This is a genomic window from Achromobacter aloeverae (assembly GCF_004121055.1).
Lineage (GTDB): Bacteria > Pseudomonadota > Gammaproteobacteria > Burkholderiales > Burkholderiaceae_B > Bordetella_C > Bordetella_C aloeverae.
Map to the genome: position 1 here is coordinate 214,499 of NZ_PYAL01000005.1, position 13,203 is coordinate 227,701.

The 13,203-nt window shown below is 67.0% G+C and carries 11 protein-coding genes; 9 read left to right on the forward strand and 2 right to left on the reverse strand.

Annotation, left to right across the window (positions count from 1 at the left end):
* Positions 1-254: 254 nt before the first annotated feature.
* Positions 255-1,676 (forward strand): DUF1254 domain-containing protein, encoded by a 1,422-nt coding sequence (locus tag C7R54_RS17745; protein WP_129151757.1) that lies wholly within the window; start codon positions 255-257, stop codon positions 1,674-1,676.
* An 18-nt stretch (positions 1,677-1,694) separates the two neighbouring features.
* Here C7R54_RS17745 and ubiA read toward each other — a convergent pair whose 3' ends face one another.
* Together ubiA and C7R54_RS17755 are read right to left on the reverse strand one after the other, a co-directional pair.
* A complete protein-coding gene (gene ubiA / locus C7R54_RS17750) occupies positions 1,695-2,633 on the reverse strand; it encodes a 4-hydroxybenzoate octaprenyltransferase (protein WP_129151758.1) in 939 nt (312 codons plus the stop codon).
* 2 nt (positions 2,634-2,635) lie between these two features.
* Positions 2,636-3,841, reverse strand: coding sequence for an aminotransferase-like domain-containing protein (locus C7R54_RS17755; protein WP_129151759.1), 1,206 nt, complete (start codon positions 3,839-3,841; stop codon positions 2,636-2,638).
* A 293-nt stretch (positions 3,842-4,134) separates the two neighbouring features.
* On the opposite strand from C7R54_RS17755, the gene C7R54_RS17760 reads away from it, so the two are divergent.
* From C7R54_RS17760 to clsB, 8 genes are all read left to right on the forward strand, one after another.
* Complete coding sequence (locus C7R54_RS17760; protein WP_129151760.1) at positions 4,135-4,629, forward strand: GAF domain-containing protein; 495 nt, start codon at positions 4,135-4,137, stop codon at positions 4,627-4,629.
* Between the two features lie 271 nt (positions 4,630-4,900).
* On the forward strand, positions 4,901-5,806 hold the full coding sequence (gene dapA, locus C7R54_RS17765) for a 4-hydroxy-tetrahydrodipicolinate synthase (RefSeq protein WP_240039586.1): 906 nt from the start codon (positions 4,901-4,903) through the stop codon (positions 5,804-5,806).
* Between the two features lie 221 nt (positions 5,807-6,027).
* Positions 6,028-7,677, forward strand: coding sequence for a GMC family oxidoreductase (locus C7R54_RS17770; RefSeq protein WP_129151761.1), 1,650 nt, complete (start codon positions 6,028-6,030; stop codon positions 7,675-7,677).
* A 215-nt stretch (positions 7,678-7,892) separates the two neighbouring features.
* On the forward strand, positions 7,893-8,231 hold the full coding sequence (locus C7R54_RS17775) for an FmdB family zinc ribbon protein (RefSeq protein ID WP_129151762.1): 339 nt from the start codon (positions 7,893-7,895) through the stop codon (positions 8,229-8,231).
* 14 nt (positions 8,232-8,245) lie between these two features.
* Complete coding sequence (locus tag C7R54_RS17780) at positions 8,246-8,941, forward strand: DUF502 domain-containing protein (RefSeq protein ID WP_192903696.1); 696 nt, start codon at positions 8,246-8,248, stop codon at positions 8,939-8,941.
* A gap of 81 nt (positions 8,942-9,022) precedes the next feature.
* Positions 9,023-10,810 carry an aspartate--tRNA ligase gene (aspS, locus tag C7R54_RS17785; protein WP_129151764.1) on the forward strand — a complete coding sequence of 596 codons (1,788 nt, stop codon included), beginning with the start codon at positions 9,023-9,025 and terminating at the stop codon, positions 10,808-10,810.
* A 155-nt stretch (positions 10,811-10,965) separates the two neighbouring features.
* Positions 10,966-11,826, forward strand: a complete 861-nt coding sequence (locus C7R54_RS17790) for an endonuclease/exonuclease/phosphatase family protein (RefSeq protein ID WP_129151765.1) — start codon at positions 10,966-10,968, stop codon at positions 11,824-11,826.
* Positions 11,823-13,052, forward strand: coding sequence for a cardiolipin synthase ClsB (clsB, locus tag C7R54_RS17795; protein ID WP_129151766.1), 1,230 nt, complete (start codon positions 11,823-11,825; stop codon positions 13,050-13,052). Before C7R54_RS17790 ends, clsB begins: the two co-directional genes overlap by 4 nt.
* The last annotated feature ends 151 nt before the right edge of the window (positions 13,053-13,203 follow it).

Below are 13,203 nucleotides of genomic sequence, written 5' to 3' on the forward strand. Positions count from 1 at the left end.
TTTTCCTGATGGCTCGAAGCGCTCCATTCTAGTGCGGTATGCGCGGTCTTGGTGCATTGCGTCATGCAGCCCGGCGGACCGAGCGCGGGGCGTCCGCGTTCCACTGATGGCGCGCGGCCGCGTGCGCCGGCGTCGTCGACCCATCCGTCGTTTCCCATCCCTTTCTACCTCCTTTAGCCAAGTACGGCGGTAGGAACGCCTCGTTAAAATTTTTTTCGGACCGCGCGCGAGGCGTGGCTAAAGGTGGATACCGCATGAACTGGCGCCGCGCTTCGCTAGGGCTGGTACTGGCGTGCCTGACGGGATGGCTTGCCGGCGGCGCGCATGCCCAGCAGGCCGCCATCCTGGACCCCGGCGAGGCGCGGGCCATCGCGGCCGATGGCTATCTCTACGCCTACCCCATGCTGGTGATGGAGACCGCGCGTCGCATCCAGACCAACATCGTCGAGCCCGATACGCGGCTGGGCGAGGGCGCGCCGGTCAACCGCTACACGCATATGTCCCGCTTGCCCGAGGCGCTGCTGCACGGCATCGGCTCCACGCCGGATGCCGACGTGCTGTGGTCATCCCTGTGGTTCGACGTGGCGCGTGAGCCGCTGATCATCGAGGTGCCCGACGCGCAAGGACGCTACTTCATGATGATGGCGGCGGATATGTGGTCCGATGTCTTCGCGGCGCCGGGCACGCGCACCACGCCCGGAGGGCCGCAGGCCTATGCCATCGCCGCGCGGGACTGGCGCGGCACGCTGCCGCGCGGCGTCGAGGTGCTGCGCGCACCCACTCCCAGCGGTTGGCTGCACGTGCGCATCGCGTTGGCAGGGAGCGCGGACCTGGCCGCCGCGCAGGCCTTCCAGGCGGGCTTCCTGGCCACGCCCCTGTCCGCCTGGCGCAAGAAGGGCGCATCGCCGTCCCCCGGCACGTATAACGTGGCCCTCCCGCGCACGCCACCGGTGGAGCAGGTGGCGAGCATGAGCGCAGCGGATTATTTCGCGGCTTTCGCCGAGCTGGCGGGTCGCTATCCGCCGCATGACAACGACACGCCGATATTGCAGCGCCTGCGCCGGCTGGGCATCGTGCCCGGCAGCCGCTTCGAGTTCGCGCGCCTGCCCGCGGTGCTACAGGCCGCCGTCAACGAGGGCGTGCAGGCCGGGCAGGCGCGCGTGCGATCGGGGCCGGAACCGCGCGTCGGCAATGCCGGCCTGGTCATGCCCATGAAGCGGCGTGGCACCTACGGTACCGATTATGCGTTGCGCGCGCGGTCGATGCGCCAGGCCTGGGTCGTCCCCTTGAGCGAGGACTTGATACAGGCGCGCGCCGATACCGATAGCGAAGGCCGGCAGCTGGACGGCTCCTTTCGCTACGAGCTGCGCTTCGAACGGTTGCAGCAGCCACCGGTGCGGGGATTCTGGACCGTCACGCTGTATAACGACCGGGAGGCCTTGCTCGACAACATGGGTAACCGCTACGCGGTGCGCGCCCGCGACAGGATCAATATGGCCGCCGATGGAACGGCGACGATCTATCTGCAATATGAAACGCCCCTGGAAGACCGCGTGCGCAATTGGCTGCCGTCGCCGCAAAGCGGCCACTTCTCGCTGGTCCTGCGTCTCTACTGGCCGGATAACGCGGCGGTGGAGGGCGCCTGGGCGCCGCCATCGATCCGGCGGATTCGATGAAGCCGGCGCCGCCGGCAATCAGGCCGTCACTGACGCCGCCAGGCCGCCCGCCACCGACGCCGCGACCAGCATCACGCCCACCCAGAGATTGGCGCGGAACAAGCCGAGTCCCAGTTCGGGACGCCGCACGTCGAAGCGCAGCAGCTGCCAGGCCAGGTGGATCGCGATCAAGGCCATGCCGGCGTAATACGGCCAGCCCATGCCGACGGCCCAGCCGCCGACCGTCCACAGCGCCATCGTGGCCACGTAGAACGCGCCCACCCAGGTCTTGCCGGCTTCGCCGAAGCGCAGCGCGGTGGAATGCAGGCCCAGGCGGCGATCGTCGCGTACGTCGATGTACGCGTAGATCGTGTCATAGCCGATCTGCCAGGCGATGGTGCCGATATACACCGCGATCGCGCCCCAGGGCACCACCCCGCGCGTGTCCGACCAGGCCATCAGCATGCCCCAGTTGAAGCACACGCCCAGCACGGCCTGCGGCCAATACGTGAAGCGCTTGCAGAGCGGGTAGATCACCACGATGGGCAGCAGCGCCACGGCCAGCCAGCGGCTCATGGGGTTGATGAAGAACAGCAGCGAAGCGCACACCGCCAATTGGGCCAGCAGAAACCACAGCGCCTGGCGCAGGGTCAGCTGCCCGCTGGTCAACGGCCGATAGCGCGTGCGTTCGACGTGCTTGTCGATGTCGCGATCGAAGATATCGTTCAGCGTGCAGCCGATGCCCCGCATCAGCAGGGCGCCGAGCGAGAACACCACCAGGCGCGCCAGGTCCGGCCAACCGGCGGCCGCCTGCCCCAGCGCGGCCAGCGCCGGCAGCAGGGTCAGCCAGGTGCCGATGGGCCGGTCCAGCCGGCATAGCCGCGCATAGGGGCCCCATGAAAGGGGCAACCAGCGCGCCACCCAGTCATCGAAAACGATGTCATTCAGATCGATATGGCTGGATGATTGCCGCGCCATCGTCACGCCAGCTGCGCCTTGATCAGACGGCCCAGGATCGCCACGCCGCTGCGGATCTTGTCTTCCGGCACCGTGACGAAGGACAGGCGCAGCGTGTTGCGCGGCGCCGGCGCGTTGGCGTAGAACGGTTCGCCGGGCACGAAGGCGACCTTCTCCTCGATGGCCTTTTGCAGCAGTTGGTTGGTGTCGATGCCTTCGGGCAGCGTGACCCAGATGAACATGCCGCCTTCCGGGCGCGTCCAGGTGGCCGACGACGGGAATTCCTTCTGCAGCGCGTCCAGCATGTAGTCGCATTGCTGGCGATAGAGTTCGCGCACGGTGGGCAGATGGGTGTCCAGGAAGCCGTCCTTGACGATTTCATACACGGCCATCTGCGTCAGCGTGGCGGTGTGCAGGTCGGTGGCCTGCTTGGCCTGCACCAGCTTGTCGATCAGCTTGCGCGAGGCGGCGATGTAGCCCAGGCGCAGGCCGGGCGCCAGCACCTTGGAGAACGAACCCATGCGTATCACATGCGCGCCGGCGTCGGCGGCCAGCGACAGCAGGCTGGGCTCGGGCTCGCCGGCATAGCGCAGTTCGCCATAGGGGTCGTCCTCGACCACCGGCAGGCCCAGGCTGGCGGCGCGCGTGACCAGGGTCTCGCGGCGCTGGCGGCTGAGGGTGCGGCCGGTCGGGTTCTGGAAGTTGGGCAGCGCATAGAGGAAGCGCGCGCCGCTGGCATTCGATTCGGTCAGGGCTTCCGGCACCAGGCCGCCCTCGTCCGAGGCCACGGAAACGAAGCGCGGCTGGTACAGGCTGAACGACTGCAGGGCGCCCAGGTAGCTGGGGGTCTCCACCAGCACCTTGCTGTCCTTGTCCACCAGCACCTTGCCCAGCAGGTCCAGGGCTTGTTGCGAGCCGGACACGATGAGGATGTTTTCCGGCGCGACCTTGGCGCCCTTGCTGTTCAGGTCGTTGGCGACCCAGGCGCGCAGCGGCGCGTAGCCTTCGGTCGGGCCGTATTGCAGGGCCGACCGGCCGTTCGAAACCAGTACCTTGTCGAAGGCTGCCCGTACGACATCCACCGGAAATCCGCTCGGGGCCGGCAAGCCGCCCGCGAAGGAAATGACGTCCGGACGCTCGGTTACCTTGAGAATCTCGCGGATGGCCGAGCTGGTCAGTTGGGTGGCGCGTTCAGAAAAGGAACATTCGGGTTCGAAAGGCTTGTCCATGGATAGGTCTTAGGCTCAAAAGAACAAAAGCAATACGGTGCAATCAACCGGCCGCCCCACGGGCGGCGAACGAGCATTGTCCCACTTTTAGAAAAAAACGCCTGCAACAGGGGCGCCTGGTCCGTCCCCGCCGTCCCTTGCTCTTTCCCCTCTCTTTATCCCCGGTAGCGCGGCCGATGCCCGACTTGGCGTAAAGTGGCATTTTCCTTCGTTCGGCGTGTTTCTTCCGGCGTCTTTCGTCCGGCGGGCCGCCCGCCGCCTGTGCCGCACCTGTCGCGCAATCGCCATCCCCCATGTTCACCATCGCCACCCCCACCACCCAGGACAAAGCCGGCCTGTACGCCGAAGTGACCGCGCAGGCGCGCGCGCTGCTGGACGGCGAGCACGACCGCATCGCCAACGCCGCCAACCTTGCCGCGCTGGTCTATCGCACCTTGCCGGACCTGAACTGGGCTGGCTTCTATTTCTTCGACGGCCGCGAACTGGTGCTCGGGCCCTTCCACGGCAATCCGGCCTGCGTGCGCATCGCGCTTGAGCGCGGCGTCTGCGGCGCCGCCGCCAGCCAGCGCCGCACCCAGGTGGTGCCGGACGTCCACGCCTTCCCGGGCCACATCGCCTGCGATGCGGCTTCCCGCTCGGAAATCGTGGTGCCGCTGGTGCTGGGCGATCGGCTCATCGGCGTCTGGGACGTGGACAGTCCGGTGCCCGGCCGTTTCGACGAAGCGGATCGCGTGGGCATGGAAGCCTTGTGCCGCGTCTACCTGGACAGCCTGGGAAACGCTGGGTAATATCCGCAGACACCAATCCGCGCCGGTAACGGCGCAACCACGCCCCCCATGTCTCTTCACGCTGACCTCGCTCTCGTCCGCCCTGCCCATGGCAGCGCTGACGCACGCCTGGCCAGCCTGAAAAAAGCCAAAAAACAGCCGCTCGTCTGACCGGAGCGCTGTTCCGTCAGAAGAGCGACGGAACAGCCAGCGGCCAGCAGCAGGGCGGCGGCGACAGGGCAGCAAGCTTTACTCCCCCCGTGGCGCTTCTTGCGGACTTTTCCCGGTCTTCATGCAAGAAGGAATCGCCATGTTCTACGTCCAGCCGCAAGACCCTTTCCACGGCATCTGGGTGCCGTTGGTTACGCCTTTCGTCGACCACGAGGTTGACCACCCCGCGCTGCGCCGCCTGGTGCGCCACTATCGCCGCGCCGGCGTGCATGGGCTGATCGCCTGCGGCACCACCGCCGAAGCCGCCGCCATGGACCCGGCCGAGCAGGGGGCGGTGCTGGACACCATCCTGGCCGAGTCGGGCGCCGTGCCCGTCGTCATGGGCGTGGCCGGCAACAACCTGCGCCAAGTGCAGGCGCGCGCCCGCGAATGGGGTTCGCGGCCCATCGCCGGCCTGCTGGCCACCGCGCCGTACTACATCCGCCCGAGCCAGGCGGGGCTGCTGGACTGGTTCGGGGCGCTGGCGGACGCGGCGCCGGTGCCGTTGGTCCTTTACGACATTCCCTATCGAACCGGCGTGGCGCTGGAACTGGCGACGCTGCTGCGGCTGGCGGAGCATCCCAATATCGCGGCCATCAAGGATTGCGGCGGATCGCTGGACAAGACCATCGCATTGATCGCCGACGGTCGGCTGGCGGTGCTGGCGGGCGAGGACCTGCAGGCCCTGACCACCTTGTGCCTGGGCGGCCGCGGGGTCATCGCCGCGTCGGCCCATGTGCGGCCCGATCTGTACGTGGCGCTCTACGACGCGGTGGCGGCGGGACGCCTGGATCGTGCGCGCGATGTCTTCCACGCGCTGGCTCCGGTGATCCGGCTGCTGTACGCCGAACCCAATCCGGGTCCGGTGAAGGCCTTGCTGGGCCGGCTGCATGGTTTCGACGGCGCGGTGCGCGCGCCGCTGGCGGCGCCGGACCCGGCCCTGTTGCGGACGTTGGAGGAGACCGTAGCCGCGCTGCCCGGGGAATGACGCAGGGGGACGCGCCTGGCATGGTGGAGGCATCGCGATGCCGGACTCCCCTGTCTCCGCGCCATTGCGGGGCGCGACGGGCGGCCCGTGGCGGTGCGGATTGCCTTCCTTTGCACGGTATTGCGCAGTGTTCTGTCTTCCACGGCATGGACTTGCCCTCGGCGTGCAAGTCGTCTAAAAACGGCTGGACCCGCCGCCACGAGCGGGACCGAGGAGACCAGATGAGTAGTAACGCCTATGAAGATGAACCGGTCGCCAGCACGGGCTGGACATTCGACTACATCATCGTCGGCGCCGGTTCGGCCGGCTGCCTGCTGGCCAATCGCCTGACGGCCAACCCGAATATCCGCGTGCTCTTGCTGGAAGCCGGCGGTCCCGATGACTGGCGCTGGATCCATATCCCGGTCGGTTATCTCTATTGCATAGGCAATCCCCGCACGGACTGGTGTTATCGCACCCAGCCCGATCCGGGCTTGAACGGCCGCGCCCTGGGCTATCCGCGCGGCCGCGTGCTGGGCGGCAGTTCTTCCATCAACGGCATGATCTACATGCGTGGCCAGGCGGCGGACTACGATGGCTGGGCCGCCGCGGGCAATACCGGCTGGGGCTGGCGTGACGTGCTGCCTTACTTCACCCGTTGCGAGGACTACCATGGCGCCGCCAATGCCTACCATGGCAAGGGCGGCGAGTTGCGAGTCGAACGCCAACGCCTGTCGTGGCGCCTGCTGGACGCCTTCCGCGCCGCCGCCGAGCAGGCCGGCATCCCGCCCATACGCGACTTCAACCGGGGCGACAACGAGGGCTGCGACTATTTCGACGTCAACCAGCGCCGCGGCGTGCGCTGGAGCGCCGCGCGCGCCTTCCTGCGCCCCGTCTTCCATCGTTCCAACCTGAAAGTGGTGACGGGCGCGCGCGTCACCCGGCTGGCCTTCTCCGGCCGCCGTGTCGAGGGCGTGCACTTCCATGGCGAGGACGGGCGCGACCGGGTGGCGCTGGCGCGCGCCGAGGTCGTGCTGTCGGCCGGCGCGATCGGGTCGGCGCAACTGCTGCAGGTATCGGGCATCGGTCCCGCCGCCACGTTGCAGAACCTGGGTATTCCGGTGGTGCAGGACCTGCCGGGCGTGGGCGAGAACCTGCAGGATCACCTGCAACTGCGCCTGGTCTACAAGGTGACGGGCGCCAAGACGCTGAACGCCATCGCCGGCACCCTGTGGGGCAAGGCCCTGATGGGCTTGCAATACGTCGCCGCCAAGCGCGGACCGTTGACCATGGCGCCGTCGCAGCTGGGCGCCTTCGCGCGCTCCGGGCCGGAGCAAACCCGCGCCAACGTCGAATACCACGTGCAGCCGCTCTCGCTGGAGAAATTCGGCGATCCCTTGCACGCCTTTCCCGCCTTCACGGCGTCGGTATGCAATCTGCGGCCGACCAGCCGCGGCCATGTGCGCATCGTCTCGCCGTCGGCGCAGGATCATCCGCATATCCAATGCAACTACCTGTCGACGCCGGAGGACCGCCGCGTGGCCGCCGACAGCGTGCGGCTGACCCGCCGCATCGTCGCGCAGCCGGCGCTGGCGCGCTACAAGCCGGAGGAATACCGGCCCGGCGTGGAATTTCATAGCGATGCGGACCTGATGCGCGTGGCGGGCGACATCGGCACGACCATTTTCCATCCCGTGGGAACGTGCAAGATGGGCGTGGACGACCGCGCGGTCGTCGATCCGCGCCTGCGGGTGCGGGGCGTGCAGGGGCTGCGCGTCATCGATGCGTCCATCATGCCGACCATCACGTCGGGCAACACCAATTCGCCCACCATCATGATCGCCGAAAAGGGCGCCGCGATGATGCTGGAGGATGCCGGCGTCGGGGCATGACCTAGGGGCCGTCCAACCGACCCGGCCGGCGTATCCAGCGTCCCCGGCCGGCGCTGCCTCCCGCAGCGCCCGCCACCCCGCAATACGGGGGGCCTTCAATACGTTAAAATTCAAGACTTTCCCGCTTTTTTTTGCCGGCCTCGCCGCGGTTCCGGGAGTTGTGTCCTGGAATAGCGCGAGCGATTTTTTTGTGCCGGTGCCCTGGGGTTCGAAACATGCCCATCTACGCTTACAAGTGCGGCGCCTGCGGTTTTGCCAAGGACGTCCTGCAGAAAATCTCCGACGCACCGCTCACGGTCTGCCCTGAATGTGGGGCCAGCGCCTATGCCAAGCAGGTCACCGCCGCCGGCTTCCAGCTCAAGGGCTCGGGCTGGTATGTGACGGATTTCCGCAATAACGGCAGCGGCAACGCGCCCAGCGGCGGTGCCGCCCCGGCCGGCAAGAAGGACGATGCGGCCCCGGCGGCCGACAGCGCCGCTCCGGCAGCGACCCCGGCCGCAGCGCCGGCGGCCGCCCCGGCCTCGGCGCCCGCCGCCACGCCCTCCGCCTCCTGACGACCGCGATGTCGATGCGCGTCTTCAAGAAATACTTCATCACCGGCCTGCTGATCTGGGTGCCCCTGGTCATCACGGTCTGGGTGCTGGGCGTGCTCGTGGCCACGCTGGAGGGGTTCGTCCCCAATTTCCTGTCGGCGGAATCCCTGTTCGGACTGGATATCCCGGGCTTTCGCTTCGTGCTGGTGATCGTCGTGGTCCTGCTGACGGGCGTGTTCGCCGCCAACCTGCTGGGCCGCACCCTGGTCGAGCAGTGGGAAAAAATCGTCGGCCGCATTCCGTTGGTGCGCTCCATCTACAACTCGGTCAAGCAGGTCAGCGATACCGTGCTGGCGCCCAACGGGCAAGCCTTTCGCAAGGCCGTGCTGATCCAGTACCCGCGCCACGGTTCGTGGACCATCGCCTTCCTGACAGGGACGCCCAGCGGTGAGGTGGCGGAGCACTTGCAAGGCGAGCACGTCAGTGTCTACATTCCCACTACGCCCAACCCGACATCCGGTTTTTTCCTGATGATGCCGCGCAGCGACGTCATCGACTTGCACATCAGCGTGGATGCCGCGCTGAAGTACGTGGTTTCCATGGGTGTCGTGGCGCCGCCGCCGCCCGCCGCCGCGAATACGCCGCCCCCCGTGCCGCCTGGCGTCATTCCCACCGCGCCTGGCGTGCGCCGGCCCGGCAATGACGACAGGCCCGCGGATCCCGCGCAATAAACAGGCGCCCCGGAACGGCCCCCTACATCGTGACGTTTCCTTCGTGACGCCCCAACAAAGTTAATAACGGAGTTTTCCCGCATGCGTACCTGCTACACCGGCCAGGTTTGCCGTGACCACCTCGGTCAGACCGTTACCCTGTTCGGCTGGGTAAACCGCCGCCGCGACCACGGCGGGGTGATTTTCATCGACCTGCGCGACCGTGCGGGCCTGGCACAGATCGTGTTCGATCCGGATAACGCCGCCTTCGCCACGGCCGAGCGCCTGCGCAACGAGTTCTGCATCAAGGTCACGGGGCTGGTGCGCCTGCGTCCGGAAGGCACCGCCAACGCCGAACTGGCGTCGGGCGAAGTCGAAGTGCTGTGCAAGGAAGTGGAAATCCTCAACGCTTCGGTGACCCCGCCGTTCCAGCTGGACGACGACAACCTGTCGGAAACCACGCGCCTGACGCATCGCGTGCTGGACCTGCGCCGCCCGCAAATGCAGCGCAACCTGATGCTGCGCTACCGCGTGTCCATCGAAGTGCGCAAGTTCCTGGACGGCCTGGGCTTCATCGATATCGAAACCCCCATGCTGACCAAGAGCACGCCTGAAGGCGCCCGCGACTACCTGGTGCCGTCGCGCGTCAACCCCGGCATGTTCTTCGCGCTGCCGCAGTCGCCCCAGCTGTTCAAGCAGATGCTGATGGTGTCGGGCTTCGACCGCTATTACCAGATCACCAAGTGCTTCCGCGACGAAGACCTGCGCGCCGATCGCCAGCCGGAATTCACCCAGATCGATTGCGAAACCTCGTTCCTGAACGAGTTCGAAATCCGTGAAATCTTCGAAGGCATGATCCGCCACGTGTTCAAGGTGGTGCAGAACGTCGACCTGCAGGATCCTTTCCCCACGATGACGTGGACCGAAGCCATGCGCCGCTATGGCTCGGACAAGCCCGACCTGCGCGTATCGCTGGAATTCACCGATATCGGCGACATCATGCGCGACGTCGATTTCAAGGTCTTCGCCTCGGCCGCCACCGCACCGGGCAGCCGCGTGGTCGCCCTGCGCGTGCCGGGCGGCGCGGCCCTGTCGCGCAGCGAAATCGATAGCTACACCCAGTTCGTCGGCATCTACGGCGCCAAGGGCCTGGCCTGGATCAAGGTCAACGAAGTGGCCAAGGGCCGCGACGGCCTGCAATCGCCCATCGTCAAGAACATCCATGACGCGGCGCTGGCTGAACTGATCAAGCGCACCGGCGCCCAGGACGGCGACATCATCTTCTTCGGCGCGGACCGCGAGAAGGTGGTCAACGACGCCATCGGCGCGCTGCGCATCAAGATCGGCCACAGCGAATTCGGCAAGTCCACGGGCCTCTTCACGGCCGGCTGGCGCCCGCTGTGGGTGGTCGACTTCCCGATGTTCGAGTACGACGAGGAAGACGCCCGCTACACCGCCGCGCACCACCCCTTCACCAGCCCGAAGGACGGCCACGAGGACTTCCTGGAGAGCGATCCCAGCAAGGCCTACGCGAAAGCCTATGACATGGTGCTCAACGGCTGGGAAATCGGCGGCGGCTCGGTCCGTATCCACCGCGAGGAAGTCCAGAGCAAGGTGTTCCGCGCGCTGAAGATCGGCGCCGAGGAAGCGCGCGAGAAATTCGGCTTCCTGCTCGACGCCCTGCAATATGGCGCGCCCCCGCATGGCGGCATCGCGTTCGGCCTGGACCGCATCTGCACCATGATGACCGGCGCCGACTCGATCCGCGACGTCATCGCCTTCCCCAAGACCCAGCGCGCCCAGGACCTGTTGACGCAGGCCCCGTCCGCGGTCGACGAGAAGCAGTTGCGCGAACTGCATATCCGCCTGCGCAACGCCGAAGTCAAATAATTGCGGTAATCTCGGTAGCATGAATACCGGGACGCGGCGCCTGCTGGAGCTTCCACGGGCGCCGCGCTTGTTTTATACCTGTGTTTCGCACAGCCGTCGGAGGCACGGGGCTCGTTCCCCCAAGGCGGCCGCTCCTGGAGTACTGTCCACGCATCATGTCGATACTGCGCGTCGTCAGCTACAACATCCATAAGGGCAAGTCGGCGCTGGGCGCGCGCGATTCGCTCAAGGAATTGCGCCTGGGCCTTTACGGCCTGCGCCCGGACCTGGTCTTCCTGCAGGAAGTGCAGGGCCGCAATGACAGCCGCAGCGTCATCGATGCGCAGCACATGTCCCTGGGCGCGGCCCTGCGCATGGAAGTGTGCTACGGCCGCAATGCGATACGCAGCGCCACGGATCATGGCAACGCGCTGCTGTCGCGCTACCCCATCCTCGACCACGAGAACCAGGATATCTCCGATCACCGCATGGAGCAGCGCGGCCTGCTGCATGCGCGGGTGAGCATCAAGGGCTATGACGTGCACTGCTTCGTGGTTCACCTGGGCTTGTTCGCGGGTAGCCGCGAACGGCAGATCCTGGCGTTGACCGATCGCATCGACCGCCTGGTGCCCGCGGGCGCGCCCATGCTCATCGCCGGCGATTTCAACGACTGGGGCGACCGCCTGTCGCCGCTGTTCGTCCAGCGCCTGGGCGTCTATGAAGTGTTCTCGCACGCGCCGCGTTCGCACGGCGGCGACATCCCGCGCCTGCGCGATTCCATGCGGCGCCTGACCAATGTGCTGCGCGGGGTTCCCAACAGCCTGGCCATGCTGGAACGCCACAACCTGGTGTCGATGGACGGCAACTACCGCATCGCGCCGCCCCCGCGCACATTTCCCGCCGTGTTCCCCTGGTTCCGGCTGGACCGGATCTACCAGCGCGGCTTTGCCGTGCGCAGCGCGCGTGTCCTGCGCGGCCGCGCCTGGTCTCGCCTGTCCGACCATGCTCCCTTGCTGACCGAACTGGAACTTCCGTGACCGCCCGCGCCCTGCGATTGGACTGGACGGAGGGCAACGCCATCCGCCTGCTGATGAACGGCGCGGATTTCTTTCCGGCGTTGTGCGAGGCCATCGACGACGCGCGCCATAGCGTACACCTGGAGACCTATATCTTCACGCTGGACCGCACCGGCCGCCAGGTCCTGGAAGCGCTGGAACGCGCGGCGGCCCGCGGGGTGCAGGTGCGCGTGGTGGTCGATGGATTCGGCAGCCTGGAAACCGGCGAGGCGGTGGCCGCGCGCATCAAGGCGGCGGGCGGCGACTGCCGCATCTTCCGGCCGGAGCCGCATTGGATCAAGCGCCTGCTGTTTTCGCGCAGCCGCCTGCGTCGCCTGCACCGCAAGGTGGCCGTCGTCGATGCCGAGGTCGCGTTCATCGGCGGCATCAACATCGAGGACGACTACGACGACGTGGCGTTGACGGAGGAAATCGCCGCGAATCCGCGCTTCGATTTTGCCGTGGAGGTGCGAGGCCCGCTGGTTTCCTACGCCGTGCACGCGCAGGACCTGCTATGGGTGCGGTTGAACTGGGCGTCGGTGCGGCGCGATCCTCGCAAGTGGCGGCGGCCGACGCAGTGGCGTCGCCTCAAGCGGCCGGCCAACGCGCCGGCGCAGCCGCCCGCCGGGCCCTTGCGCGCCGCGCTGGTGCTGCGCGACAACCTGCGTTTCCGCAATACCTTCGAACGTGCGTATCTGTACGGCATCGCCCGCGCGCGCCACGAGATCCTCATCGCCAGCGCATACTTCTTTCCCGGCGTCCGCTTTCGCAAGGCATTGGCGCGAGCCGCCGCGCGCGGCGTGCGGGTGCGCCTGGTGTTGCAGGGCAAGATCGAATACCGCATGCAGTACTACGCCACGCATGCGCTGTATGAAGAACTGCTGCGCGCCGGCATCGAAATCTACGAATACATGCCCAGCTTTCTCCATGCGAAGGTGGCGGTCATCGATCACATGGCGACGGTGGGGTCGTCCAACCTGGATCCCTTCAGCCTGCTGCTGGCGCGCGAGGCCAACGTCGTAGTCGACGATGCGGGTTTCTCGGACGAACTGCATAAGCGCCTGGAGGCCGAGATCGCGCGTGGCGGCCGGCTGGTGCGCAGCGTCGAGTATGCGCGGCGCGGGTGGCTGCGCCGTTGCGTGGATACGGTGTCCTATACGCTGCTGCGGTTGGGCGTGGCCCTGACGGGGCAAACGGGACGTTATTGAGGCTTGGGGTTGGCCCATGGGCTTGCCCGGGCCACTCGGACTCACTCTGGCACACTCGGGCTCGCCCGGCGGACAAGGACGCACGCGTCGCGTTATGCTGGTTCTTGACCGAGCTATGCACCGACGATGAATGCATGATGCGCCCCGCGGA